Annotated in this window: 21 protein-coding genes; 9 read left to right on the top strand and 12 right to left on the bottom strand. The window is 59.9% G+C overall.

The annotated features are described in order from the left end of the window. Window positions 1-63 precede the first annotated feature (63 nt). From AC4PS7_RS23660 to AC4PS7_RS23645, 4 genes are read left to right on the top strand one after another with little or no spacing between them, the layout of a single operon-like run. A complete protein-coding gene (locus tag AC4PS7_RS23660) occupies window positions 64-2004 on the top strand; it encodes a type VI secretion system Vgr family protein (protein WP_010207556.1) in 1941 nt (646 codons plus the stop codon). A gap of 14 nt (window positions 2005-2018) precedes the next feature. After that, window positions 2019-2453: a DcrB-related protein gene (locus AC4PS7_RS23655; RefSeq protein ID WP_010207557.1), complete on the top strand. Its 435-nt coding sequence runs from the start codon at window positions 2019-2021 to the stop codon at window positions 2451-2453. Between the two features lie 12 nt (window positions 2454-2465). After that, complete coding sequence (locus AC4PS7_RS23650) at window positions 2466-6860, top strand: RHS repeat-associated core domain-containing protein (RefSeq protein WP_081489119.1); 4395 nt, start codon at window positions 2466-2468, stop codon at window positions 6858-6860. Between the two features lie 5 nt (window positions 6861-6865). Continuing rightward, window positions 6866-7315, top strand: a complete 450-nt coding sequence (locus AC4PS7_RS23645; protein ID WP_042571079.1) for a hypothetical protein — start codon at window positions 6866-6868, stop codon at window positions 7313-7315. Between the two features lie 138 nt (window positions 7316-7453). Here AC4PS7_RS23645 and AC4PS7_RS23640 read toward each other — a convergent pair whose 3' ends face one another. The 3 genes from AC4PS7_RS23640 to AC4PS7_RS23630 all read right to left on the bottom strand — a co-directional run bounded on the left by AC4PS7_RS23640 (window position 7454) and on the right by AC4PS7_RS23630 (window position 9274). Further along, window positions 7454-7729, bottom strand: a complete 276-nt coding sequence (locus tag AC4PS7_RS23640; RefSeq protein WP_003176958.1) for an HU family DNA-binding protein — start codon at window positions 7727-7729, stop codon at window positions 7454-7456. 191 nt (window positions 7730-7920) lie between these two features. Continuing rightward, complete coding sequence (locus AC4PS7_RS23635; RefSeq protein WP_010207565.1) at window positions 7921-9069, bottom strand: NAD(P)/FAD-dependent oxidoreductase; 1149 nt, start codon at window positions 9067-9069, stop codon at window positions 7921-7923. 37 nt (window positions 9070-9106) lie between these two features. Next, a complete protein-coding gene (locus AC4PS7_RS23630) occupies window positions 9107-9274 on the bottom strand; it encodes a rubredoxin (RefSeq protein ID WP_003213373.1) in 168 nt (55 codons plus the stop codon). Window positions 9275-9470: 196 nt separating this feature from the next. On the opposite strand from AC4PS7_RS23630, the gene AC4PS7_RS23625 reads away from it, so the two are divergent. Next, a complete protein-coding gene (locus AC4PS7_RS23625) occupies window positions 9471-10034 on the top strand; it encodes a chorismate--pyruvate lyase family protein (RefSeq protein ID WP_021492580.1) in 564 nt (187 codons plus the stop codon). Then, window positions 10034-10924 (top strand): 4-hydroxybenzoate octaprenyltransferase, encoded by an 891-nt coding sequence (gene ubiA, locus AC4PS7_RS23620; RefSeq protein WP_010207568.1) that lies wholly within the window; start codon window positions 10034-10036, stop codon window positions 10922-10924. The genes AC4PS7_RS23625 and ubiA overlap by 1 nt, the downstream gene beginning before the upstream one ends. Before the next feature lie 111 nt (window positions 10925-11035). On the opposite strand, the gene AC4PS7_RS23615 is transcribed toward ubiA, so the two are convergent. Then, on the bottom strand, window positions 11036-11413 hold the full coding sequence (locus tag AC4PS7_RS23615; RefSeq protein ID WP_010207569.1) for a COG4315 family predicted lipoprotein: 378 nt from the start codon (window positions 11411-11413) through the stop codon (window positions 11036-11038). A gap of 155 nt (window positions 11414-11568) precedes the next feature. Here AC4PS7_RS23615 and phoB point away from each other — a divergent pair, with 155 nt between their 5' ends. The 3 genes from phoB to AC4PS7_RS23600 all read left to right on the top strand — a co-directional run bounded on the left by phoB (window position 11569) and on the right by AC4PS7_RS23600 (window position 15237). Beyond that, complete coding sequence (phoB, locus tag AC4PS7_RS23610) at window positions 11569-12258, top strand: phosphate regulon transcriptional regulator PhoB (protein WP_010207570.1); 690 nt, start codon at window positions 11569-11571, stop codon at window positions 12256-12258. An 81-nt stretch (window positions 12259-12339) separates the two neighbouring features. After that, on the top strand, window positions 12340-13626 hold the full coding sequence (gene phoR / locus AC4PS7_RS23605; RefSeq protein ID WP_217908576.1) for a phosphate regulon sensor histidine kinase PhoR: 1287 nt from the start codon (window positions 12340-12342) through the stop codon (window positions 13624-13626). A 270-nt stretch (window positions 13627-13896) separates the two neighbouring features. Then, window positions 13897-15237, top strand: a complete 1341-nt coding sequence (locus tag AC4PS7_RS23600) for a hemolysin family protein (RefSeq protein WP_010207573.1) — start codon at window positions 13897-13899, stop codon at window positions 15235-15237. A gap of 3 nt (window positions 15238-15240) precedes the next feature. Here AC4PS7_RS23600 and AC4PS7_RS23595 read toward each other — a convergent pair whose 3' ends face one another. The 8 genes from AC4PS7_RS23595 to AC4PS7_RS23560 all read right to left on the bottom strand — a co-directional run bounded on the left by AC4PS7_RS23595 (window position 15241) and on the right by AC4PS7_RS23560 (window position 25553). Further along, window positions 15241-15897 carry a M23 family metallopeptidase gene (locus AC4PS7_RS23595; RefSeq protein ID WP_492179770.1) on the bottom strand — a complete coding sequence of 219 codons (657 nt, stop codon included), beginning with the start codon at window positions 15895-15897 and terminating at the stop codon, window positions 15241-15243. A 148-nt stretch (window positions 15898-16045) separates the two neighbouring features. Continuing rightward, a complete protein-coding gene (locus AC4PS7_RS23590) occupies window positions 16046-16954 on the bottom strand; it encodes a response regulator (RefSeq protein WP_042571081.1) in 909 nt (302 codons plus the stop codon). Window positions 16955-17122: 168 nt separating this feature from the next. Then, window positions 17123-17884 (bottom strand): phosphate signaling complex protein PhoU, encoded by a 762-nt coding sequence (phoU, locus tag AC4PS7_RS23585; protein ID WP_010207581.1) that lies wholly within the window; start codon window positions 17882-17884, stop codon window positions 17123-17125. Window positions 17885-17954: 70 nt separating this feature from the next. Continuing rightward, on the bottom strand, window positions 17955-18788 hold the full coding sequence (pstB, locus tag AC4PS7_RS23580; protein ID WP_010207582.1) for a phosphate ABC transporter ATP-binding protein PstB: 834 nt from the start codon (window positions 18786-18788) through the stop codon (window positions 17955-17957). A 205-nt stretch (window positions 18789-18993) separates the two neighbouring features. After that, on the bottom strand, window positions 18994-20664 hold the full coding sequence (pstA, locus tag AC4PS7_RS23575; RefSeq protein WP_045791493.1) for a phosphate ABC transporter permease PstA: 1671 nt from the start codon (window positions 20662-20664) through the stop codon (window positions 18994-18996). A gap of 15 nt (window positions 20665-20679) precedes the next feature. Next, the gene (locus tag AC4PS7_RS23570) at window positions 20680-22713 is read right to left on the bottom strand and encodes an ABC transporter permease subunit (RefSeq protein ID WP_175439659.1); all 2034 of its coding nucleotides are present in this window, start codon (window positions 22711-22713) and stop codon (window positions 20680-20682) included. 384 nt (window positions 22714-23097) lie between these two features. After that, window positions 23098-24084 (bottom strand): phosphate ABC transporter substrate-binding protein PstS, encoded by a 987-nt coding sequence (locus AC4PS7_RS23565; protein ID WP_010207586.1) that lies wholly within the window; start codon window positions 24082-24084, stop codon window positions 23098-23100. A gap of 179 nt (window positions 24085-24263) precedes the next feature. Further along, window positions 24264-25553: an MFS transporter gene (locus tag AC4PS7_RS23560; RefSeq protein WP_010207587.1), complete on the bottom strand. Its 1290-nt coding sequence runs from the start codon at window positions 25551-25553 to the stop codon at window positions 24264-24266. Window positions 25554-25759: the final 206 nt, after the last annotated feature.

Below are 25759 nucleotides of genomic sequence, written 5' to 3'. Positions count from 1 at the left end.
GGCAAGCCAGCTCCCACATTGGATTCGGTTCCTTCAGTAATCAAGACCTTTACAGGACGCCCAATGCTATTCAACCAAGCCTCACGCCTGGCCAAGATCACCAGCCCCCTCGGGCCGGATGTGCTGCTGCTCAATGAAATGGGCGGCGGTGAAGAGCTGGGCAGGCTGTTCAACTATGAGCTGCAACTGACGTCCCTGGACGCCAACATCGACCTCAACCAGTTGCTCGGCAAGCCCATGAGCGTGGGCCTGCAACTGGCGGACGGAGGTGAGCGGCATTTTCACGGCATCGTCGCGCGGTGCAGTCAGAACATCGACCAGGGCCAGTTCGCCAGTTACCAGGTGACGCTGCGTCCTTGGTTGTGGCTGCTCAGCCGCACGTCCGACTGCCGGATTTTCCAGAACCTGAGCATCCCGCAGATCATCAAGCAGGTGTTCCGCGACCTGGGGTTTTCCGACTTCGAGGACGCCCTGAGCCGGCCGTACCGCGAGTGGGAATACTGCGTGCAGTACCGCGAGACCAGCTTTGATTTCGTCAGCCGTTTGATGGAACAGGAAGGTATCTACTACTTCTTCCGCCACGAGCAGGACCGCCATGTGCTGGTGCTGGCCGACGCCTACGGCGCCCACACCACCGTGCCCGGCTACGCGTCGATCCCGTACTACCCCAAGGACGAGCAGCAGCGCGAACGCGACCACATGCACAACTGGCACCTGGCGCACGAGGTGCAGCCGGGCTCGATGGAGCTCAACGACTACGACTTCCAACGCCCCAGCGCCAGCATCGACGTGCGCTCGGCCATGCCGCGCCCGCACACCGCCGGCGACTATCCGCTGTACGACTACCCCGGCACCTACGTGCAAAGCGAAGACGGCGAGCACTATGCGCGCACCCGCATCGAAGCCCTGCAAACCCTGCATGAACAGATCGAGTTCAACGGCAACGCCCGTGGCCTGGGTTCGGGGCATTTGTTCAGCCTGACCGGCTTCAGTCGCCAGGACCAGAACCGCGAATACCTGATCGTCGGCTGCCGCTACTACATCGTCCAGGAAAGCCTGGAAAGCGGCGGCGGCTCGGGTTCGGCGCAGTTCGAAAGCAGCCTCACCTGCATCGACGCCCAGCAGAGTTTCCGCCCGCTGGCCAACACCCATCGGCCCATCGTCAAAGGCCCGCAGACCGCGCTGGTGGTCGGCCCCAAGGGCGAGGAAATCTGGACTGACCAGTACGGCCGCGTAAAAGTGCACTTCTACTGGGACCGTCACGACCAATCCAACGAGAACAGCTCATGCTGGATTCGTGTATCGCAATCCTGGGCCGGCAAGAACTGGGGATCGATGCAGATCCCACGGATCGGCCAGGAAGTGATTGTGAGCTTTCTGGAAGGCGACCCCGACCGGCCGATCATCACCGGCCGCGTGTACAACGCCGAGCAGACGGTGCCCTACGACCTGCCGGAGAACGCTACCCAGAGCGGCATGAAAAGCCGCTCCAGCAAGGGCGGCAGCCCAGCCAACTTCAATGAAATCCGCATGGAGGACAAGAAGGGGTTGGAGCAGTTGTATATCCACGCCGAGCGCAATCAGGACATCGTGGTGGAGGTGGATGAGAGCCATTCGGTGGGGCATGACCGTAACAAAAGCATCGGGCATAACGAGACGGTGACCATCGGCAACAACCGCCTGCGCATCGTCAAGCAGGAAGACATCCTCTCAGTAGGCCAGAAGAAGACCGACAGCATCAGCCAGAGCTACGTCATCGAAGTGGGCGAAAACCTGCGCCTGGTCTGCGGCGAAAGCATTTTGGAGTTGAACGCCAGTGGGCAGATCAACCTCACCGGCGTGCAGATCAGCTTCTATGCCAGCGGCGACGCAGAGTTCAACACCGGCGGCGTCCTGCACCTGAACAACGGCGGCGGCCCCGGCGCCACGCCGGATGGCCAGGGCCAGAAAGGCGCTATCGACGCCAATATCAAAGCCGCGTTCCCCGCGCCTAAAAGTTCCTGACGAGACCTGTTTTCATGACGTATCGAATCAACGAATTCCAGTTTCAACTGCCCGCCAGTGAGTTGCAGGACGCGACGATCAATATCCTCAAGTTCCCTGAATTGGGAACATCCCTGATTGTCAGCCGCAGCCTGCTGGCCGAGGGTGAAACCCTGCACAGCAACTTCAACGACCAGCTCCAGCGCCTGGAAAAACAGGTGCAGGATTTGCGCTACCAACCCGGTGTGGACGTGCGTTTGGGCGCAGCCCAAGAAGTGGAAGGCATCGAACTGCGCAGCCAGTTCAACAAGGGCAATGACAAAGTGTTCCAGTACCAGTTGGCGCTGGTGCTACCGGGAACGCGCAAGATGCTCGCCTTGAGTTACGTGAAGGCCGACAAGCTCGGGGATGCCGAGGCGGCGCATTGGGCGTTGATTAAAAATTCGCTGTCGTTCGACGCCATTTCTTGATGAGCTGCTTGTATGTCTGACGCTCTATGGGCTGCCCGGATGGGCGATGCGCTGACCCACACCTCCATGATGGCCGACATCCTCGGCGGTGTGCTGGAGGTGGCGGCCAACGTGGCGATTACTGCGCTGGCGACTGCTGCTGTCGCGGCGGCCGTGGGGGTGACGATTGCTACCGCCGGTATCGGCGGCTGCATCCTCGGCGCGGTGGTGGGCATTGTCGTCGGCATGGCCATGAGCAAGACGGGGGCCGACAAGGGCCTCAGCAAGATGTGCGAGAGCTTCGCCAACGCGCTGTTCCCGCCCGTGGTGGAAGCCACGATTGCGGTGGGTTCGACCGACACTTTCGTCAACAGCATTCCGGCTGCACGGGCCGCAGGCTCCATTCCTTCGCACGTGGCACCCGCTGGCACAGAGCTTGAGCAAGTGCCGCCGGAGCCCGATCCCGAGCCACGACCCGAGCCCGGCTTTCTGGACATGGCCGAGGGTTTCTTCTCCCAACTATGGCGCCCCACTGTCGCCACGCCTGCACCGGGCGTGGTACCGGCCCTCACCGACATGGTCCTGTGTGCCCGCCATCCGCCGATGCCACCACAGCTTCTGGCCGAAGGGTCTGACAAAGTCACCATCAACGGCCAGCCCGCCGTGCGCAGTGGCGACCGCAGCATGTGCGATGCGACGGTGGTGTCGTCGGGGCTGATCTCGCCAAACGTCACCATTGGTGGTGGGACGGTGGTGGTGCAGGAGATTCGCAGCGGGAAAACCCCTGGGGTGGGGTTGGCGATTGAAGCGCTGATGATGCTGAAAGGTGCCAAAGGCAAGACGCTGAGTAATTTGCCGTGCATGTTGCTCGCGGGGGTAACTTCTTATGCCGTCAGCCAAGCGATGGGCGCTGCAGCCAATGCGACGATGGGGTCACCTAACCCGGTGCATGCGGCAACTGGGGCCAAGGTATTGGGTGGCGAGACTGAGCTGGATTTTGTATTGCCCGGCATCCTGCCAATCGATTGGCAACGTTTTTATAACTCGCGAGATGAGCGCCGCACCGGGATGTTTGGTGCAGGCTGGAGTGTCCCGTACGAGATCAGCGTAGAGATACTGCTACACCCTGACGGCGGTGAAGAATTGCTCTACACCGACGAGCAAGGCAGGCGAATCAACCTTGGCGGTATATCACTTGGCAGCGCGATGTTCAGTCCGGGAGAGGGTTTGAGCATTCGGCGACATCGCAATGGTCAGTTGCTGATCGAAAGCGCCGACGGTATATATCGCTTGTTCGAATCCACTCCGGCAAACGTATCACTGCTACGCCTTACTCAGCTTGGTGACCGCAACGACCATCGCATCCACCTCAACTACGACGCCGCCGGGCGTTTGGTGCAGTTGCACGACAACCTTGATCTGGTGCAGGTTGAATTAATCCGCGACCAGGGTCACGTGTCCAAGATTGAGCGTGTTTACCCTGATCAGCGTCGTGAAGTGCTCGTGAGTTACAGTTACAACGCAACTGGCGATCTGACAGAGGTGCGCGATGCCACCGGTCAGATACAACGACGCTTCAGTTACGACGCAGGCAGGCGGATGGTAGAGCACCAACTGCCTGCCGGACTGCGCTGTTTTTATGAGTGGGCCTTGGTTGAGGACGTGGAATGGCGCGTATCACACCATTGGACCGATGAAGGCGATGCTTACCATTTCGAGTACGACCTGAGTGCCGGTGTCACGCGCATCACCGACGGCATGCAGCGCATCAGCATTCGTCATTGGAACAACCAGCACCAAATCACCAAGTACAGCGACAATCTCGGCCAGACCTGGCTGTTCGACTGGAACGATGAGCGCCAATTGCTCGGCGCTACCGATCCTCAGGGCGGGCGCTTTGAATATAGCTACGACGAAACCGGTAACCTCATCAGTGAAATCGACCCGCTGGGCCGTCGCGATTCGACGATGTGGCTCGAACACTGGGCATTACCTCTGGTTGAGACCAACCCCGCCAACCACAGCTGGCACTATCAATACGATCAGCGCGGTAACTGCATCGCCGCCACCGACCCGATGGGCCACATTACCCGTTATCGCTACGACAGCCACGGCCACCCCGTGGAAATCATCGACGCTACCGGCAAAAGCAAAAAGCTGCGCTGGAGTCCGTTTGGGCAATTGGTCGAACACATCGATTGCTCGGGTTATTCGACGCGATTCGGTTACGACGAGCGGGGATTTTTACAGTTCATCACTGATGCGCTCGGAGAACGTACTCAGTTCAGCCATGACGCCCGTGGGCGGCTGATCAGCAGCCAATTGCCTGACGGGCGAACCGAACAGTACACACGTGATACCAGTGGCCTATTGCTGGGTTACACCGACCCGGCAGGGCACACCACGTTGTATCAACACAATAGGCGTGGCCAGGTGTGTCAGCGAACGGATGCCTATGGCCGACGGGTGAAGTTCGCTTATGACAGCTATGGACGGCTGAAAGCCCTGATCAACGAGAATGAAGAAAGCTACCAGTTTGTCTGGGACGCCGGGGATCGCTTGACCGAACAGCGAGACCTCGATGGCAGCGCCAAGCGCTACACCTATGATCTGCTGAACCACATGACTGCAATGACGGCCGTTCCCGCGCATTTCGACAATACTCTGGTCAACGCTGCCGAGACGCCGTCACCTATCGTTCACCGGATGGAACGCGACGCTGTTGGCCGACTGATTGCAAAAATGACCGATGATGGCCGCACCGAATACGTTTACGATTCGCTGGACCAGCTCTGCGCCGTCACCTTTACCGATCTGTCGGGCGATACCCAAGTCCTGAGTTTCGCATACGCTCCTCTCGGCCGGTTATTGACCGAACAAAGCCCTATGGGCACCTTGCAACATCACTATGACGAACTCGGCAATCTAACCCAGACCCAACTGCCTGACGGCCGCTGGCTTAATCGGCTGTATTACGGCAGCGGCCACTTGCATCAGATCAATCTGGACGGAGAAGTTATCAGCGACTTCGAGCGCGACCGCCTTCATCGTGAAGTGCTACGTACTCAAGGCCAGCTCAGCACACGTAGCGAATACGACCGGAGCGGTCGCCTGCGTTCACGCCATTGCCGTCATAGCCACCAGCCCATGCTGACGCCGGCGGCAATGCAACAGCACTTCGAATACGACCCCGCTGACAATTTGACCGGCAAACTCGATCAGCAACCAACGACCCAGCAGCGCCAGCTGTTGCACTACGACGCTACCGGCCGCATCACTGCCAGCCAGGATAACCTGCTGGGCCAGCGCGAAACCTTTACTTACGACGCCGCCGCCAACCTGCTGGACAGTCCGCACCCCGGAGCGGGCCTAGTAGTACATAACAAGCTGATGACCTATCAGGACAAGCGCTACCGTTATGACGGCTTCGGACGCATGATCGAAAAACGCAGCACCTCCCGAGGCGTACAACGATTTGCCTACGATGCAGAAAGCCGACTGATTGAAGTCCGCAATGAAAACGGCAACGTGGTGAAAATGCACTATGACCCACTGGGCCGACGCATCAAAAAAACGGAACACGGTATTGATGGTTACCCACTGAGTGAAACTCGTTTTTCCTGGGACGGCTTGCGTCTCTTGCAGGAACACAAATACAGCCAGACCAGCCTATACGTGTACGAAAATGAGGGCTATGAACCCCTGGCCCGCGTAGATGGCATTGGACAACTGCAGAAATTGCGTTATTACCATAACGATCTCAACGGCCTTCCGGCACAACTCAGCGAAGCTGACGGCCACATCGTCTGGCAGGCAACGTACCGGGTGTGGGGCAACACGCTGGAGGAAGTGCGAGAACCTCATTACATTGAAGAACAGAACCTGCGATTCCAGGGGCAGTATCTGGATCGAGAAACAGGGCTGCACTACAACACTTTCAGATTCTACGATCCGGATATAGGGCGCTTTACATCCCCTGACCCGATCAGCTTGATGGGAGGACTGAATCTCTACTTATACGGCTTCAACCCTTTCAGCTGGGTTGACCCGCTTGGCCTGGAAGGCATTGAGCTGGGCCCAGGTGAGCAATTAGGAAACCCGAAGGACATCAACTTTGCCCAGCGAACCATCAATAGCGCGTTCGATACTCCCGAAGGAAAAAAACCTATCCAATCTGTCGTCAACCAAGTTAAAAAGGGCAAACTGAAAGTTACCGATTTCCCACCAATTGAAGTGGTGAATGTCAAAGGCCAGCTTGTCGCACGGGATGGCAACAGCCGCCTGGCGATTGCTGTGCTGGGCAAGGCAAAACAAATTAAGTACAAGGTCATTACCGACCCTACCCTGCTACGCGACTTTAATACCCGACTCAGGAATAATGGCTTGCCAAATAGCGGTACGTCCAAAGTACCAACATGCAAAGGATAACGGCTATGACAGTACCTACAAGTAAAGATCGGGCATTCGCTATTGAGTTGCCAGTATGGCAGGCGCCGAATGACAACGTTCGCATCACCCTTGAGCGAGATGATGTAAGAGCCGAGTTTCCTACTTGGACCAAAAACGCAAACTACTCCAAATATATCGGCATTCTGGATTTCTCTAATGTATGGGCCCTCAGGCTGGAGCGTAATAAACACCTGCACTATTACGAAAACCGCGAGGACGATGAGTTCAAGTCCTCCTATTGGGTAATCCCTGAGTCCTCTTGGCTTGAAGGTCTGACAAAAGAAAGGGATATCACTTCACCCAACTGGAGAGCCTATGACAAGAACAAATACACACACTATATTATCCAAAGCCATGATTATTACATTGAAATTATTGCGGGTGACGTGCGCTTTTCAAAAAGAATTGGCAGGTCCAATGATGACTCTAAATAAGAGGACGGCGCGTCTACACCCGTGAGCTTGCTGGTTGGCCTGCAGACTCTGTAACACCAAGGACAAAAAATGGGCACCCGACCCAGTCGGCGTGCCCATTTTTCCTACCACCCCGCCCCGTTCGAGACGGTAACGCCATTACGCGTTAACAGTGTCTTTCAGCGATTTACCCGGTTTGAACGCAACGGTGTTGCTCGCCTTGATTTTCACCGGCTCACCGGTTTGTGGGTTTTTGCCGGTGCGGGCGCCGCGATGGCGTTGCAGGAAGGTGCCGAAGCCAACCAGGGTGACGCTGTCCTTGCGGTGCAGGGCGCCGGTGATTTCTTCGAGAACAGCGTTAAGGACGCGGTTAGCCTGTTCTTTGGTGAGATCCGCTTTTTCAGCGATGGCGGCTGCGAGTTCTGGTTTACGCATAAGTGAAGCCTCTTTGACGGTTTTTTGTTGTTATGTCCGTGCTGCTCTCTTCTGGAGCAGCGCCCAAAGCGCCGCAGGCTCTACTCTGCGGCAGACGGGAGTGAGGATGGCATGCCCTCGCACGCTCCGCCAGTCTCGCGGCGACCTTTCTAGGGTGAAAAACGCGGTTATTCCGACAGAACGACCGCTATTTACGCCAGCAACGGTGGAAGTTCTTTATTGAGCGCGAGTTTTTCCATCACGGCGCTGCCGGTCAGTGCGTAGCCCAGCAGGCGGCCGCTGGCGTCGCGGCACAAGGCCTTGATGTCGGCACCCTCGCCTTCAACGCTCCAGACGCCTTCGGTGCCGCGAGGCGGTGGCGAGACCACCAGTGGGCAGACCGGCGTCTTGACGGTCACCGGCATCGGGCCGTAGCTGACTGCGGTGGCGTTGCCGGCCAGGGTCTGGGCCAGGGCGCGGGCGCAGCTCATCAGCGGCATCACGTACAGCAGGTTCAGGCCGTCGACCTCGGCGCAGTCGCCCAGGGCGTAGATATTGGCGTGGGAGGTCTTGAGGTGGCGATCCACCATGATCCCGCGGTTGGTCTGCAGGCCGGCGGCGGCGGCCAGGTCCACGCGTGGACGCAGACCGATGGCCGAGACCACCAGGTCGCAGGCGATCACTTCACCGTCCGACAGATGGGCTTCCAAGCCGTCAGCGGTGCGCTGTAGGCGATTGAGGACAGGACCCAGGTGGAAGCGCGCGCCAAGGCTTTCCAGGCCGGCCTGTACCGCTGCGGCGGCGGCCGGGTGCAGCAGGGTCGGCATGACTTGCTCGCACGGTGCCACCAGGTCGATTTCATAACCGCCAAGGATCAGGTCATTGGCAAATTCACAGCCGATCAGGCCGGCGCCGAGCAGCAGCACACGGCGTTTGCCGGCAGCGGCGGCACGAAAGCGTGCGTAATCTTCGAGATCGTTGATAGGGAAAATCAGTTCAGCCGCATCGCCTTCCACCGGCACACGCACGGTTTCTGCGCCCCAGGCCAGGATCAGGTCGCGGTACGCCACCGCTTCCTCGCCGATCCACAGGCGCTTGTGGCCGGGGTCGATGCCGCTGACGCGGGTGTGAGTGCGCACTTCGGCCTTGAGTTGCTCGGCCATGGCGCCGGGTTCGGCCATGCTCAGGCCATCGGCTTCCTTGTTCTTGCCAAAGCCGGTGGAGAGCATGGGCTTGGAGTAGGAGCGCCCGTCATCCGCGGTGATCAGCAGCAATGGGGTCTCGCTGTCGAGCTTGCGAAACTCCCGGGCCACGTTGTAACCGGCCAATCCTGTGCCGATGATCACGACAGGTGCGTTCATTCCTTTCTCCTTGTAGTACTTATCTGAAAGCTGAAAATTAGCCGATTTCGATCATTTCGAAATCCATTTTGCCCACGCCGCAGTCAGGGCACAGCCAGTCTTCCGGGACGTCTTGCCACAGGGTTCCCGGAGCGATTCCGTCATCCGGCCAGCCGTCTTTCTCGTCATAGATCAGGCCGCAGACTACACATTGCCACTTCTTCATTACTTACTTCCTCAGGGTCCAGGCAGTTTGGCCGACGGTCGATGGATCCAGCGTTGCCGTGCGGCTCAGGGCGTTTTGTACTGATCGGGGCGGGCAGATGCAAGCACGATCGACGCAAACAGCCAGTTCGGTCCGGCAAAAACCAGGGACGCCATGGTAAGCTCGCCGCCTCTTTTGCTGCCAATACTGACTCACCGTGCCGCACTCAATCGACTCTTCCGATGCTTGCCAATGGCTGACCCAGAGCCTTCTGCACCCTGCGCCTGCGCCTTTGACCCTCAATTGGCTGTTCAACGAAGACTCACTGACACGGCGGCTGACGTGGCTGTCCAACGACGGTTTCAGCGTGACGCCACTGTTCGAAGGGTGGCAGCCACTGCGCGATGATGAATGCGCTGCCCTGGCACTGGCCCCGGCCAGTATCGGCTGGGTGCGTGAAGTATTTTTGCGTGGGCAGGGCCAGCCTTGGGTGTTCGCGCGCAGTGTGGCGGCGCGCAGTGCCTTGCAGGGCGACGGCTTGCATATGGATGAGTTGGGCAGCCGCTCACTGGGTGAATTGCTGTTTTGCGACCAGGCATTCACCCGCCAGGCCATTGAGGTGTGCCATTACCCGCGACAATGGCTGCCCACGACGGTCCAGACCGACGGGCTGTGGGCGCGCCGCTCACGCTTCGATCGCGGTTCGCTGAGCGTGCTGGTGGCGGAGATCTTTTTGCCGAGCTTCTGGCACGCGCTGCATGCCCATCCGGAGAACTGCTGATGTATCAACGCCTGCTCAAATCCCTGAACCGCCTGAACCCGAGGGCCTGGGATTTCATTCAGTTGACCCGGATGGACAAACCCATCGGCATTTACTTGCTGCTGTGGCCGACGCTGTGGGCACTGTGGATTGCAGGCAAAGGTTCGCCGTCCCTGATCAATATTGTGATTTTCGTGCTGGGCGTGGTGCTGACCCGGGCGGGCGGCTGCGTGATCAATGATTGGGCCGACCGCAAGGTCGACGGCCATGTGAAGCGCACCGAGCAGCGCCCACTGGTGAGCGGCAAGATCAGCTCCAAGGAAGCGCTGGTGTTTTTTGCGGTGCTGATGGGCATCAGTTTCCTGCTGGTGCTGTTGACCAACGCCACCACTGTCCTGTTGTCCCTCGGTGGTTTGGCTTTGGCGGCGAGCTACCCGTTCATGAAGCGTTACACCTATTACCCTCAAGTGGTGCTGGGCGCGGCGTTTTCCTGGGGTATGCCGATGGCGTTTACCGCCGAGACCGGCAGCCTGCCCGCCGCCGCGTGGCTGCTGTATATCGCCAACCTGCTGTGGACGGTGGGCTACGACACTTATTACGCGATGACCGATCGCGATGACGATTTGAAAATCGGCGTGAAATCCACCGCCATTTTGTTTGGTGAAGCTGATCGCGTGATCATCCTGACCCTGCAAGGCCTTTCGCTGGCGTGCCTGCTGCTGGCGGGCGCACGGTTCGAGCTGGGCGGCTGGTTCCACCTGGGCTTGCTGGCGGCGGCGGGCTGTTTTGCCTGGGAGTTCTGGTACACCCGCGACAAGGACCGGATGAAGTGCTTCAAGGCGTTTCTGCACAACCACTGGGCCGGGCTGGCGATATTTGTCGGGATTGTGGCGGACTACGCATTTCGCTGAATGCTGTAGGAGCGAGCTTGCTCGCGAAAAACCTGAGAGCGCTGTTGTGTGTCAGGCACCCAGCGTTATCGTTAACGCCCTTCGCGAGCAAGCTGGCTCCTACAGGGGTGATCAGGGCTTGATCACATGCCACGCCCCACCCTTGCCATCACCCGTCTTGTCACCCGCCTTGTGGTCATCCTTGTAGGTGTAGACAGGCTTACCGTCATAGGCCCACTGGCTGGTCTGGTCGTCGCGAGTGATCACCGTCCATTTGCCCGTCGACGTATCGGTGGACTCAGCCTTGAGCGGCGGCCAGTTGGTCGCGCACTGGTCCTTGCACACTGACTTGCCGTCGGCATCCTTGTCGAACGTGTAGAGCGTCATGCCCTTGTGGTCCACCAGCATCCCGTCTTTCGTCATCGCGGGTTCGGCCGCGAACGCCAGGGTCGGTAGCGTCAACGCTGCCGTTACCAGCAGGGCTTTCCAGGAAATCGTGCTGTAAGTCATCGGAACCTTCCTTTTTTGGTTGTCAGGATTCGGACCCAAAGCGTAGTCCAGAGAGGCGGGAATTGCCCGAGCGACTAAATTACTGTCACACGACTGCAATAATTCCGTTATCTAATGCGGCGCAAGACAGTTAAATGACAAGAGGATTTTTGAGCATGGTTGGCAGGAGCATTCTGATTGTTGACGACGAAGCGCCCATCCGCGAGATGATCGCCGTTGCGTTGGAAATGGCCGGCTACGACTGCCTGGAGGCGGAGAACTCCCAGCAGGCCCATGCCATTATCGTCGACCGCAAGCCGGACCTGATCCTGCTGGACTGGATGCTGCCCGGCACCTCCGGCATCGAGCTCGCCCGCCGTCTCAAGCGTGACGAGCTGACCGGGGACATCCCGATCATCATGCTCACCGCCAAGGGCGAGGAGGACAATAAGATCCAGGGCCTGGAAGTCGGTGCCGATGACTACATCACCAAGCCGTTTTCCCCACGCGAACTGGTCGCACGCCTGAAAGCCGTGCTGCGCCGCGCCGGCCCGACCGATGGCGAAGCACCGATTGAAGTCGGTGGCCTGTTGCTGGACCCGATCAGTCACCGCGTGACCATCGACGGCACGCCGGCCGAGATGGGCCCTACCGAATATCGCCTGCTGCAGTTCTTCATGACCCACCAGGAACGCGCCTACACCCGTGGCCAACTGCTCGACCAAGTGTGGGGCGGCAACGTCTATGTGGAGGAGCGCACCGTGGATGTGCATATCCGCCGCCTGCGCAAAGCCTTGGGCGAGGCCTACGAGAATCTGGTACAAACCGTGCGCGGCACTGGCTACCGCTTCTCCACCAAAGGCTGAGCCCGTCCCTTCTTTCCTTAACCGCTGACAAGGACGCATGTTTAAGTGAACCAGAACTGGCATGGCACCCTGATCCGCCACATGCTTTTGCTGATCACCGGCTGCCTGTTGGTGGGCCTGGTCAGTGGCTACTACGGCTGGAGCCTGGCAGTCGGCATTGCCTTGTACCTGGGTTGGACCCTCAAGCAACTGCTGCGCCTGCACGAATGGCTGCGCCAGCACAAACCCGACGAAGCACCGCCCGATGGCTACGGCCTGTGGGGCGAAGTGTTCGACAGCATTTACCACCTGCAACGACGCGACCAACGGGTGCGCGGGCGCCTGCAAGCGGTGATTGACCGGGTGCAGGAGTCCACCGCCGCGCTCAAGGATGCGGTGATCATGCTCGACAGCGACGGCAACCTGGAATGGTGGAACCGCGCCGCCGAAACCCTGCTGGGCCTCAAAACGCCCCAGGACAGCGGCCAGCCGGTGACCAACCTGGTGCGCCATCCGCGCTTCAAGGAGTACTTCGAGCAGGAAAACTACGAAGAAGCCCTGGAAATCCCCTCACCCACCAATGACCGCGTACGCATCCAGCTGTACCTGACGCGCTACGGCAACAACGAACACCTGATGCTGGTGCGCGACGTCACCCGCATCCACCAGTTGGAACAGATGCGCAAAGACTTCGTCGCCAACGTCTCACATGAGCTGCGTACGCCCCTGACCGTGATCTGTGGGTACCTGGAGACGCTGCTGGACAACGTCGACGAGATCAATCCGCGCTGGAGCCGAGCCCTGCAGCAGATGCAGCAGCAAGGTTCACGCATGCAGACGCTGCTCAACGACTTGCTGTTGCTGGCCAAGCTTGAGGCGACCGATTACCCCTCGGATAACCACCCCGTCGCCGTACAAAGCCTGCTGCAAACCATCAAGAACGACGCCCTGGCCCTCTCCGGCCAACGTGGGCAACAGATCACCCTGGAAGCCGACCCGAACGTGCTGCTCAAAGGCAGCGAAGGTGAGTTGCGCAGTGCGTTTTCCAACCTAGTGTTCAACGCCGTGAAGTACACCCCGGACAAAGGTAATATTCGCATCCGCTGGTGGACCGACGAACAGGGCGCGCACCTGAGCGTGCAAGACTCCGGCATCGGCATCGACGCCAAGCACCTGCCGCGTCTGACCGAGCGTTTCTACCGCGTCGACTCCAGCCGCAACTCCAATACCGGCGGTACCGGGCTCGGCCTGGCGATTGTCAAGCATGTGCTCTTGCGCCACCGCGCGCGCCTGGAAATCAGCAGCGTGCTGGGGCATGGCAGTACGTTTACCTGCCATTTCCCGCCGACGCAGATGACCCGTTCGCGGGGGGTCACTGCCGATGAATAACCTGAGAACGACCCAAACCTGAAAGGTGAAGGCGGGCGTGCTCACGAATGCGGTGGGTCAGCCATGAAGGTGTTGACTGACCCACCGCATTCGCGAGCACGCCCGCTCCCACATTAGATTTCCAGCGTGTCGAAGTGCGTATTCCACGCCCCGCCCGGCAGTGGGCACTAGGCAAGCGCCCCGTCAGCCGCTACATTGGCCGACTTGCGCCTGCCCTTCAGGCCCACCTGCCACCCCTTATTGAACACACGGAACCTGCAAAACCCCATCATGGACCCTTCCCCTGGTATCACCCTCGCTACACTCTTCGCCGACTTCGGCATGATTCTTTTTGCACTGATCCTGGTACTGCTCAACGGTTTCTTCGTTGCGGCGGAATTTGCCATGGTCAAACTGCGCGCCACCCGGGTCGAGGCGATCGCCCACAAAAACGGCTGGCGCGGGCAGATCCTGCGTACCGTGCACAGCCAGCTTGATGCCTACCTGTCGGCCTGCCAGCTGGGCATTACCCTCGCCTCCCTGGGCCTGGGTTGGGTCGGTGAGCCCGCCTTCGCGCACATCCTCGAACCGCTGCTGGGCGCCGTGGGCGTCGAGTCGCCGGAAGTGATCAAGGGCGTGTCGTTCTTTGCCGCCTTCTTCGTGATTTCCTACCTGCACATTGTGGTCGGTGAGCTGGCGCCCAAGTCCTGGGCGATTCGCAAGCCCGAGCTGCTGTCGCTGTGGACGGCGGTGCCGCTGTACCTGTTCTACTGGGCCATGTACCCGGCGATCTACCTGCTCAATGCCAGCGCCAACGCCATCCTGCGCATTGCCGGCCAAGGCGAGCCTGGCCCGCACCATGAACACCATTACAGCCGCGAAGAACTCAAGCTGATCCTGCACTCCAGCCGTGGCCAGGACCCAAGCGACCAAGGCATGCGTGTACTGGCTTCCGCCGTGGAAATGGGCGAGCTGGAAGTGGTGGACTGGGCCAATTCCCGGGAAGACCTGGTCACCTTGGACTTTAATGCGCCGCTCAAGGAAATCCTCGCGCTGTTCCGTCGCCACAAATTCAGCCGCTACCCGGTGTATGACGCGGTGCGCAACGAGTTTGTCGGCCTCTTGCACATCAAGGACCTGCTGCTGGAACTGGCAGCCTTGGACCACATTCCCGAGTCGTTCAACCTGGCTGAGCTGACCCGCCCGCTGGAGCGTGTGTCGCGACACATGCCGTTGTCGCAGCTGCTGGAGCAGTTCCGCAAAGGCGGCGCGCATTTCGCCCTGGTGGAAGAGGCCGACGGCAAGATCATCGGCTACCTGACCATGGAGGACGTGCTGGAAGTGCTGGTGGGCGATATCCAGGACGAACACCGCAAGGCCGAACGCGGCATCCTGGCTTATCAGCCGGGCAAGCTGCTGGTGCGCGGTGACACCCCGCTGTTCAAGGTCGAACGCCTGCTGGGTGTCGACCTGGACCACATCGAGGCCGAAACCCTGGCCGGCCTGATCTACGACACCCTCAAGCGCGTGCCGGAAGAGGAAGAAGTGCTGGAGGTGGAAGGTTTGCGGATCATCATCAAGAAGATGAAAGGACCGAAGATCGTGTTGGCCAAGGTACTTCTGCTGGATTGACCCTCAATTGCCCAACGCAAAGTTGGGCAATGCACCCACCGGCTGGTTGAACTCATACGGGATCGACACCAGCCCCGCCTCGGTGGCGCGCTGCACCACAAAGTGCAGGTGCGGCCCGCTGCTGTTGCCGGTATTACCCGACAACGCCAGCGGGCTCCCCACCGCCACACGCTGCCCAGCTCGGACACTGACCGAACCTTGCTTGAGGTGCAGGTAAACGCCCTCGGTGCCATCATCGTGGCGCACCCTCACGAAATTCCCCGACGCATCACTGCCCCGCCCGGCCTGCTCGTTTTCGGTCTTCACCACCACACCGCTGCGTGCCGCAATGATCGGCGTACCTTCGGGCATGGCGATGTCCATGGCGTAGCGGCTTTTGGCGTCTGTATGGCTGAACGTGCCGTTGGGGCCTTGGGTCATACGAAACGGTCCGCCACGCCAAGGCAAGGGATAGCGGTGCGCCTGAGGTGGGTAACGGGAAGGCGGCCTGTCAAGTATCGGCCGTTCGAGCTTGCGCTCCTGCATCACGAATGCCTGGGCACCCGGCGTATAGCGATCGCTGAAAAACACCACGCCATTGGCATCGATGGATTTGTAGAGGGTCATGGCCTGGGTCGACACGGTGACCGTGGCCAGCCCGCAGCACAGCAAAAAGCGCATGATGGCGTGAACCTGCCGGGATAACGGAACGGCAGGCTAACAAGGGATCATGACAACTTTAGACTGGCAGCCCGCTGAAACAAATATCCACGTTCATTTAGGCAGACGCCGACAGTCAGATAATCGGTCAATTTCCGGTATCAAGAGGTCAGGCACCCGGCACAAAGTGCTTCTGCGCCGTACCCCGTGCGATCAGGCGAGAGATGTAGTCGAGCTTCTGCGCGTCCTGGTCGATAAACCGGAAGGTCAGCTGCAACCAATCGCTGTCAGGCTTGGGTTCGAAGGCGACGATGGCGTGCAGGTAGCCGTTGAGACGGGCCACTTCGGCATTCTCACCCTGCTCCAGGTCGAGCACGGCGCTTTCCAGTACCTGAGGCAACACTTCGCCACGGCGCACCACCAGCAGCGCTTCCTTGATGCTCAGCGCCTTGATCACGCATTGCTGGCTGCCGCTGGACAGGCGCAGTTGGCCCTGGCCACGACCGCCGGCCGGCGCCGCTGAAGGTGCCTGTACCGGTGGGTTGTTGAGCAGGCCTTTGTTGGGCACAGGCGCCGCAGCAGCAACCGGCGCTGCGCGTGCGGCTTCCGGTTTGCCACCGGTCAGCGCGCTGAGTGAATCGTTGCCGAAAGCCGAGTTCATTTTGGTCGGTGCACTGGCGACCAGCGCGTCGAGGCGACCGATCTTGTGCAGGGCTTGCTTGACCTTGTTCAGCAACTGCTCGTTGGTGAACGGCTTGCTGACATAGCCCGAAACGCCGGCCTGGATGGCCTGGACCACGTTTTCCTTGTCGCCACGGCTGGTCACCATCACGAACGGCATGGCCTTGAGGTGAGGCTGCTCGCGGCACCAGGTCAGCAGTTCAAGGCCAGACATCTCCGGCATTTCCCAGTCGCACAGCACCAGGTCGAAGCTCTCGCGCATCAGGATGGCCTGGGCCTTTTTGCCGTTCACCGCGTCTTCAAGCTTGATCCCGGGGAAGTAGTTGCGCAGGCACTTCTTCACCAGGTCGCGGATAAACGAGGCGTCATCCACCACCAACACACTGACTTTACTCATCGACCCTTCATCCTATTAACACTTCGGCACGCAACACGCCTGACTGGTGGCATTTTGCCAAAACTCTGTAGTCACGTTGGGAATTTATCTCACTCAACGTGCAAAAAATTCAGTGGCCGCAAACAAAAACGCCCGACCAAAGGCCGGGCGTTAATTTCTCGGGCAACCTTACTTATCGTCAGATTCGCCCGGAACATTAGGGATAAGATCCGCCGAACCTTCAACTTCGGCCTTCATGCGCTTGAGGCCCATGTGCCGAACGTCGGTCCCGCGCACCAGGTAAATCACCAGTTCCGAGATATTGCGTGCGTGGTCGCCGATGCGCTCCAGAGAACGCAGTACCCAGATAATGCTCAAGACCCGCGAAATAGAGCGTGGGTCTTCCATCATGTAAGTCGCGAGTTCACGCAGCGCGGTCTTGTATTCGCGGTCGATGATCTTGTCGTACTGCGCCACCGAGAGTGCCAGCTCAGCATCGAAGCGGGCAAAGGCGTCAAGGGCATCGCGCACCATGTTGCGCACCTGATCACCGATGTGGCGCACTTCCACGTAACCGCGTGGCGCTTCGCCTTCTTCGCAGAGCTGGATGGCGCGGCGGGCGATCTTGGTGGCTTCATCGCCGATGCGCTCCAGGTCGATCACCGACTTGGAGATGCTGATGATCAAACGCAGGTCGGACGCCGCCGGCTGGCGACGGGCCAGAATGCGCAGGCATTCTTCATCGATGTTGCGTTCCATCTGGTTGATCTGGTCATCGATCTCACGCACTTGCTGGGCCAGGCCCGAGTCGGCCTCGATCAGCGCAGTCACGGCGTCGTTGACTTGCTTCTCCACCAGCCCGCCCATCGCCAGGAGGTGACTGCGCACTTCCTCAAGCTCGGCGTTGAACTGCGCGGAGATGTGGTGGGTAAGGCCTTCTTTGCTAATCATGTTGGCGTCCTTGGAGCGTCCGGTAAGGTGCGGAGAACCGCAGCGTCAGTGCGATGAGAACCACAGCTCTCTAGCCGTATCGACCGGTGATGTAGTCTTCGGTCTGCTTCTTCGCCGGATTAGTGAACAGGGTATCGGTATCGCCGAATTCCACCAGTTTGCCCATGTACATGAACGCGGTGTAGTCGGAAACCCGCGCCGCCTGTTGCATGTTGTGGGTCACGATGACGATAGTGAACTTGGACTTGAGCTCGTAGATCAGCTCTTCGACTTTCAGCGTCGAGATCGGGTCGAGTGCCGAGCACGGTTCGTCGAGCAGCAGCACTTCCGGCTCAACGGCGATGGTCCGCGCGATCACCAGACGCTGCTGTTGGCCGCCGGACAGGCCGAGGGCTGACTCGTGCAGACGGTCTTTGACTTCGTCCCACAGCGCCGCGCCTTTCAAGGCCCACTCGACTGCTTCGTCGAGGATGCGTTTCTTGTTGATGCCCTGGATGCGCAGGCCGTAGACCACGTTTTCGTAGATGGTCTTGGGGAACGGGTTGGGCTTCTGAAACACCATGCCCACGCGGCGACGCAGCTCGGCCACGTCTTCGCCCTTGCGGTAGATGTTGGTGCCGTAGAGGTTGATCGCACCGTCTACGCGGCAGCCGTCCACCAGGTCATTCATGCGGTTGAAGGTCCGCAGCAGTGTGGACTTGCCGCAACCCGACGGGCCGATGAAGGCAGTCACGCGCTGCTTGGGGATGTTCATGCTGACGTCGAACAGTGCCTGTTTTTCACCGTAGTACAGGCTCAGGCCCGGCACTTCGATGGCCACGGTTTCCTGGGCCAGGCTCAGGCTCTGCTTGTCGCGCCCCAGGGCAGACATGTTGATGCCGTGGGTGTGGGTGTCTTGTTGCATGGGATGCTCCCTGTGCTACCAATTCGTTTCATTGAACCGCAGACTTCTGGATCGGGCTGGCGGCTTACTAAAAAGCTGTGTCTGGCGCAGTTCGGTGTGGGAGCGGGCTTGCTCGCGAAAGCGGTGTGTCAGTCAGCACATGTGTTTCCGATACACCGCTTTCGCGAGCAAGCCCGCTCCCCCATTCAGTCCGCGCTCACTTCAATTAGCTGTCCAACGCTTTATATTTTTCGCGCAGGTGGTTACGGATCCACACCGCCGACAAGTTGAGCGTGGCGATCACCAGCACCAGCAGCAACGCGGTGGCGTACACCAGCGGTCGTGCGGCTTCAACGTTGGGGCTCTGGAAGCCGACGTCATAGATATGGAAGCCCAGGTGCATGATCTTCTGGTCCAGGTGCAGGTACGGGTAGTTGCCGTCCAGCGGCAGCGACGGCGCCAGTTTCACCACACCGACCAGCATCAGCGGCGCCACTTCACCGGCGGCGCGGGCCACGGCGAGGATCATGCCGGTCATCATCGCCGGGCTGGCCATCGGCAGCACGATCTTCCACAGCGTCTCCGCCTTGGTCGCGCCCAGGGCCAGGGAGCCTTCACGTACGGTGCGAGGAATCCGCGCCAGGCCTTCTTCAGTGGCTACGATCACCACCGGCACCGCCAGCAGTGCCAGGGTCAGCGAGGCCCACAACAGACCCGGCGTACCGAAGGTCGGCGCCGGCAGGGCTTCGGCGAAGAACAGGCGGTCGACCGAGCCGCCCAAGACATACACGAAGAAGCCCAGGCCGAACACGCCGTAGACGATGGCCGGCACACCAGCCAGGTTGTTCACGGCGATACGGATGACGCGGGTCAGGGTGTTCTGCTTGGCGTATTCACGCAGGTACACCGCCGCCAGCACGCCGAACGGGGTGACGATCATCGCCATGATCAGGGTCATCATCACGGTGCCGAAGATGGCCGGGAAAATCCCGCCTTCGGTGTTGGCTTCCCGTGGGTCGTCGCTGAGGAATTCCCAGACCTTGCTGAAGTAGAAACCGACCTTGGTGATCGTGCCCATCGCGTTCGGCTGGTAGGCGTGCACCACTTTGCCGATGCCGATTTCGACTTCCTTGCCGTTGCCGTCACGGGCGGTCAGGGCGTCGCGGTTGAACTGGGCATGCAGATCGGCCAGGCGCGCTTCGATGTCCTGGTAGCGGGCATTCAGCTCGGCGCGGTCGGCGTCCATGTCGGCCTGGGCGGCAGCGTCGAGCTTGCCTTCCAGTTCCAGTTTGCGGCCGTGCAGACGGATGCGTTCGAGACCGGCGTTGATCGCGCCAATGTCGGACTTCTCCAGGGTCTTGAGTTGGGCGGCCAGCTTATTGACGCGCTCGACACGGGCTTGCAGTTCCGGCCACGCGGCTTCGCCTTCGGCGATGACCTTGCCATCCTGCTTGACGTTGACCAGCGTGCCGTAGAAGTTGCCCCACTCACGGCGCTCGATGGTCATCAGGTTCGCAGGCGTGGTCTGGTCCTTGAGCCACTCGCCGACGATCCAGGTGAAGTCGTTGCCGTTCAGGTCGCGGTTGCCGACCTTGATCAGCTCGCGGGTCATGAATTCCGGACCTTGCTCCGGCACAGGCAGGCCAGCGCTTTTCAGGCGCTCACGCGGTACTTCTTCTTTCTGCACCACTTCGCCGATGACGATATGGTTGGCCTGGCCCGGTACGGTGTAGTTGGCCTGGATCAGGTCGGCTGGCCAGAAGTGGCCCAAACCACGCACCGCAATCACGGCCAACAAACCAATGGTCATGATGACCGCGATGGACACTGCGCCACCGCTGATCCAGACGCCGGGGGCGCCGCTCTTGAACCATCCATTCAGGGAGTTCTGTTTCACAGACTTCTACCTTTCTTAAAGCGACGAGTATTTCTTGCGCAGACGCTGACGGATCAGCTCGGCGAGGGTGTTCATGATGAAGGTGAACAGCAGCAGCACCAGCGCCGAGAGGAACAGCACGCGGTAGTGACTGCCGCCCACTTCCGACTCGGGCATTTCCACCGCGACGTTGGCCGCCAAGGTGCGCAGGCCTTCGAACAGGTTCATCTCCATCACCGGGGTGTTACCGGTGGCCATCAACACGATCATGGTCTCGCCGACAGCACGCCCCATGCCGATCATCAGCGCCGAGAAGATGCCCGGGCTGGCGGTCAGGATCACCACGCGCGTCATGGTCTGCCACGGCGTGGCGCCCAGGGCCAGCGAGCCCAGGGTCAGCCCGCGAGGCACACTGAATACGGCGTCTTCGGCGATGGAATAGATGTTCGGGATCACCGCGAAACCCATGGCCAGGCCGACGACCAGGGCGTTGCGCTGGTCGTAGGTAATGCCCAGGTCATGGGAGATCCACATGCGCATGTCGCCGCCAAAGAACCAGGTTTCCAGGTACGGGCTCATGTACAGCGAGAGCCAGCCCATGAACAGGATCACCGGGATCAGGATCGCGCTTTCCCAACCATCGGGCACCCGCAGGCGGATCGACTCAGGCAGGCGGCTGAACACGAAACCGGCGACCAGGATGCCAATCGGCAACAGCATCAACAGACTGAAGATGCCCGGTAGATGCCCTTCCACATACGGCGCCAGGAACAGGCCGGCGAAGAAGCCGAGGATCACCGTCGGCATTGCTTCCATCAGTTCGATCACCGGCTTGACCTTGCGGCGCAAGCTCGGGGCCATGAAGTAGGCGGTGTAGATCGCCGCGGCAACGGCCAGTGGCGCCGCCAGCAGCATGGCGTAGAACGCGGCCTTCAGGGTGCCGAAAGTCAGCGGGGCCAGGCTCATCTTGGGTTCGAAGTCGGTGTTGGCGGCGGTCGATTGCCAGACGTATTTAGGCTCGTCGTAGTTCTCGTACCAGACCTTGCTCCACAACGCGCTCCACGACACTTCCGGGTGCGGGTTATCGAGCATCAACGGTTGCAGCTTGCCGCCGGCTTCGACGATCACCCGGTTGGCCCGTGGCGACATGCCGTACACGCCTTGGCCATCGACTACAGGGTCGACCAACAGGGTGCGGTGCGCGGTGCTGTGAAACACGCCGAACTGGCCGGAAGCGTCGAGGGCGGTGAAGCCTTTGCGGCGCTCTTCGGCGGAAATTTCTACGATAGGCGTGGTGCCCATCTGGAAGGTGCGGATCTGTTTGAAGCGCTGCTCGCCATCCGGATCGCGGGCCATGAACCATTGGGCCAGGCCGCCCTTGGAGTTACCGATGATCAGCGAGATACCGCCCACCAGCTGCGTGCTGGCGGTCACCTCGGCATTGCCGTCTTCGAGCAATTTGTAACGACCATTGAGGCTCTTGTCGCGCAAGCTGAACACGTCGGCCAGGGCGCGACCGTTGATCACGTACAACCATTGCTGGCGTGGGTCGATGAAGATCGCCTTCACTGGCTCGGTCATCTGCGGCAGTTCGATGCGCTTTTGCTCGCTGGTGACTTCGCCGGTCATCATGTTTTCTTCGCGGCTCAGGGACAGCACGTTCAAATGCGAACCGGCGGAACCTGCAACCACCAAGGTGGAATCAGTGGCATTAAGGGCGACGTGCTCCAGCGGGCGACCGGCGTCATCCAGCACGATCGGCGTTTCACCGTAGGGGTATTCGATCGCAGGCGTGATGGTTTTCTTGCCGTCCGGGTAGGACACCTTATACGTGTGGCGGAACACCATGGACTGGCCATTGGACAGACCCAGGATCACCAACGGGCTACCGGGCTGGTCTTCACCGATAGAGGCAACGCTGGTGCCAGCGGGCAGTGGCAGGTCGACGCGCTTGAGTTCAGCGCCGGTTTCCACATTAAAGAACAACGCCTGGCCCTTGTCGGAAACCCGCATGGCGACTTGGTTCTGTTCTTCGAGGGAGATCATCAACGGCTTGCCCGCGTCCTGGATCCAGGCGGGAGTCAGGGCGTCTTCCTTGGTCAATGAGGCGCCTTGGAACAGCGGCGCGACGACATAGGCCAGGAAGAAGAAAATCAGGGTAATGGCGCCGAGGACGGCGAGGCCGCCGACCAGCACATACCAACGGGTCAGGCGATCCTTGAGCGCGCGAATGCGGCGCTTGCGTTGCAACTCAGGCGTATTGAAGTCAATGCGCTTGGGGGGAGAAGTCGTCGTCATGGTGGAATTGGCCAGATCATTCATGCGCACACCCTAGCGATCCTGTATGACAGAAAGATGACAGTGCAGTGACGCAACAAAGCCGCCGCGAAGCAAGGCTGGCAGCGGACTAGAAAATTCGGATGCGGGGCCGGTACTCCGGCCCCGCAGAGGCAATCAGTTGCCTTCTTTCAGACCCAGTTCAGCCAGGGCCTTGGCGGCTACTTTGGCTGGCAGTGGGATGTAGCCGTCTTTCACCACAACTTCCTGGCCCTGTTTGGACAGAACCAGCTTCACGAACTCAGCTTCCAGCGGGGCCAGAGGCTTGTTCGGGGCTTTGTTGACGTAAACGTAGAGGAAGCGCGACAGCGGGTATTTGCCGTTCAGGGCGTTTTCTTCACTGTCTTCGATGAAATCCGTGCTGCCTTTCTTGGCCAGGGCCACGGTTTTCACGCTGGCGGTCTTGTAGCCAATGCCCGAGTAACCGATGCCGTTCAGCGAGGAGCTGATCGACTGCACGACCGAAGCCGAGCCAGGTTGTTCGTTCACGTTTGGCTTGTAGTCGCCTTTGCACAGGGCTTCTTCTTTGAAGTAGCCGTAGGTGCCGGAAACCGAGTTACGACCGAACAGTTGTACTGGCTTGTTGGCCAGGTCGCCGGTCACACCCAGGTCACCCCAGGTTTTCACGTCGGCTTTGCCACCGCACAGACGCGTCGAGGAGAAGATCGCGTCGACTTGTTCCATGGTCAGGTGCTGGATCGGGTTGTCCTTGTGCACGAACACAGCCAGGGCATCCACGGCAACCGGGATAGCGGTTGGCTTGTAGCCGTACTTCTGCTCGAAGGCCGCCAGTTCGGTGTCCTTCATCTTGCGGCTCATCGGGCCCAGGTTGGAGGTGCCTTCAGTCAGCGCAGGTGGCGCGGTAGCGGAGCCGGCAGCTTGAATCTGGATGTTGACGTTCGGGTATTCCTTTTTGTAACCCTCGGCCCACAGGGTCATCAGGTTAGCCAGGGTATCGGAACCAACGCTGGACAAGTTGCCCGACACACCAGTGGTCTTAACATAAGCCGGAATTGCCGGATCAACACCAGCGGCCACCGCGTTGGCGGTCGCAACGCCAGCAGCGACAAAAGTCATTGCCGCCATCAAACGTTTCAGTTTCATGCCTTGCTCCTAGCAGATAGGGATAGTTGGATCGGGGCCAAGTATCGGGAGGCCGTGTGAACACTCTATGTCTGGAATGTGACAGTTAGATGAAAGGCCACTATTGGCAAGGAGAAGGGGCATAGCGAGGCGTTGCCATCGCTCCCACGCAGGGCGCGGGAGCGGTCATTGTCAAAGCGTCAGCGCGAACGCTTCCACAGATACCCACCCACCACCATCCCCATCAAGCACAGCGCGGCAACGTAGTAGGCCGGGCCCATCGGGCTTTCCTTCATCAGCAGCGACACTGCCAGCGGCGTCAGCCCGCCGAACACGGCATAGGCCACGTTGTAGGAAAACGACAAGCCGCTGAAACGCACCACGGGCGGGAAGGCCTTGACCATCACGTACGGCACCACGCCGATGGTGCCTACGAACAGGCCGGTCAGGGCGTACAGCGGGAACAACCAATCCGGGTGGGCCATGAGGCTGTGATACAGCGTCCAGGACGTTGCCAGCAACAGCGCACAACCGGTAACCAGCACGCGGCCGGCACCGAAGCGGTCAGCCAATGCGCCCGAGGCTATGCAGCCCAGGCTCAGGGTGACGATGGCCAGGCTATTGGCCTGCAGCGCCACGGTCGGGCTGAAGTGGTAGACGGTCTGCAGCACGGTCGGGGTCATCAGGATGACCACCACCACGCCAGCTGACAGCAGCCAGGTCAGCAGCATCGACAACACGATAGCGCCGCGGTGATCCCGCAGTACCGCGCGCAATGGCAGCTCGGCGGCCAGGGTCTTGCGCTGCTGCATCTCGGCGAAGATCGGCGTTTCATGCAGCCAGCGACGCAGGTACACCGACAACAGGCCGAACACGCCGCCGAGCAGGAACGGGATCCGCCAGGCGAAATCCGAGACCTGCTCCGGGCTATAGAGCGTGTTGATCGCAGTGGCCACCAGCGAACCCAGCAAAATACCGGCAGTGAGGCCGCTGGTCAGGGTGCCACAGGCGTAGCCGATGTGACGCGGCGGTACGTGTTCGGAGACGAACACCCAGGCGCCAGGCACTTCACCACCAATCGCGGCGCCCTGGATGATGCGCATCAGCAGCAACAGCACCGGTGCCCACAGACCGATCTGCGCGTAGGTTGGCAGCAGGCCCATGATCAGGGTCGGCACGGCCATCATGAAGATGCTCAGGGTGAACATCTTCTTGCGACCCAACAGGTCACCGAAGTGCGCCATGATGATGCCGCCCAGGGGGCGTGCCAGGTAGCCGGCGGCGAAGATGCCGAAGGTCTGCATCATGCGCAGCCATTCAGGCATGTCCACGGGGAAGAAGAGTTTTCCGACCACGGTGGCGAAAAACACGAAAATGATGAAATCATAAAACTCCAGCGCCCCGCCCAAGGCAGACAGCGACAGGGTTTTGTAGTCGTTGCGGGTCAGCGGGCGCGACGGTTGCGCACTGCTTGCGGGCACGGAGGACATAGCAAGGCTTCTCTTATAGTAATCAGGATGGCAAGCGGGACTTGCGGCAGGTTTGGCAAGATAGCAAATCGCTAGAAAAAGCACAGCGTTGAGCGAATAACCATTTATAGGGGCGCAATATTCCCCTTTCCTGCTGTTTATTTGCGCCGATAAGCACAGTTGCCGGAAAAAGCCGCGATACAGCCGCTAAATGCCGACCAAATGAA

The sequence above is a fragment of the Pseudomonas sp. DW-iso3 genome, assembly GCF_058725305.1.
The sequence above is the reverse complement of the archived record's forward strand: the minus strand, read 5'-3'. Positions and strand labels throughout refer to the sequence as shown.

What these genes read in the sequence shown, in the direction of transcription:
- AC4PS7_RS23645 (WP_042571079.1), top strand. Translation starts at nt 6,866, where the DNA reads ATGACAGTACCTACAAGTAAAGATCGGGCATTCGCTATTGAGTTGCCA.
- phoR (WP_217908576.1), top strand. Translation starts at nt 12,340, where the DNA reads ATGCTTTTGCTGATCACCGGCTGCCTGTTGGTGGGCCTGGTCAGTGGC.
- AC4PS7_RS23565 (WP_010207586.1), bottom strand. Translation starts at nt 24,084, where the DNA reads ATGAAACTGAAACGTTTGATGGCGGCAATGACTTTTGTCGCTGCTGGC.
- AC4PS7_RS23650 (WP_081489119.1), top strand. Translation starts at nt 2,466, where the DNA reads ATGTCTGACGCTCTATGGGCTGCCCGGATGGGCGATGCGCTGACCCAC.
- AC4PS7_RS23635 (WP_010207565.1), bottom strand. Translation starts at nt 9,069, where the DNA reads ATGAACGCACCTGTCGTGATCATCGGCACAGGATTGGCCGGTTACAAC.
- ubiA (WP_010207568.1), top strand. Translation starts at nt 10,034, where the DNA reads ATGTATCAACGCCTGCTCAAATCCCTGAACCGCCTGAACCCGAGGGCC.
- AC4PS7_RS23640 (WP_003176958.1), bottom strand. Translation starts at nt 7,729, where the DNA reads ATGCGTAAACCAGAACTCGCAGCCGCCATCGCTGAAAAAGCGGATCTC.
- phoB (WP_010207570.1), top strand. Translation starts at nt 11,569, where the DNA reads ATGGTTGGCAGGAGCATTCTGATTGTTGACGACGAAGCGCCCATCCGC.
- AC4PS7_RS23595 (WP_492179770.1), bottom strand. Translation starts at nt 15,897, where the DNA reads ATGCGCTTTTTGCTGTGCTGCGGGCTGGCCACGGTCACCGTGTCGACC.
- AC4PS7_RS23655 (WP_010207557.1), top strand. Translation starts at nt 2,019, where the DNA reads ATGACGTATCGAATCAACGAATTCCAGTTTCAACTGCCCGCCAGTGAG.
- AC4PS7_RS23615 (WP_010207569.1), bottom strand. Translation starts at nt 11,413, where the DNA reads ATGACTTACAGCACGATTTCCTGGAAAGCCCTGCTGGTAACGGCAGCG.
- AC4PS7_RS23590 (WP_042571081.1), bottom strand. Translation starts at nt 16,954, where the DNA reads ATGAGTAAAGTCAGTGTGTTGGTGGTGGATGACGCCTCGTTTATCCGC.
- AC4PS7_RS23560 (WP_010207587.1), bottom strand. Translation starts at nt 25,553, where the DNA reads ATGTCCTCCGTGCCCGCAAGCAGTGCGCAACCGTCGCGCCCGCTGACC.
- AC4PS7_RS23630 (WP_003213373.1), bottom strand. Translation starts at nt 9,274, where the DNA reads ATGAAGAAGTGGCAATGTGTAGTCTGCGGCCTGATCTATGACGAGAAA.
- phoU (WP_010207581.1), bottom strand. Translation starts at nt 17,884, where the DNA reads ATGATTAGCAAAGAAGGCCTTACCCACCACATCTCCGCGCAGTTCAAC.
- pstB (WP_010207582.1), bottom strand. Translation starts at nt 18,788, where the DNA reads ATGCAACAAGACACCCACACCCACGGCATCAACATGTCTGCCCTGGGG.
- AC4PS7_RS23660 (WP_010207556.1), top strand. Translation starts at nt 64, where the DNA reads ATGCTATTCAACCAAGCCTCACGCCTGGCCAAGATCACCAGCCCCCTC.
- AC4PS7_RS23600 (WP_010207573.1), top strand. Translation starts at nt 13,897, where the DNA reads ATGGACCCTTCCCCTGGTATCACCCTCGCTACACTCTTCGCCGACTTC.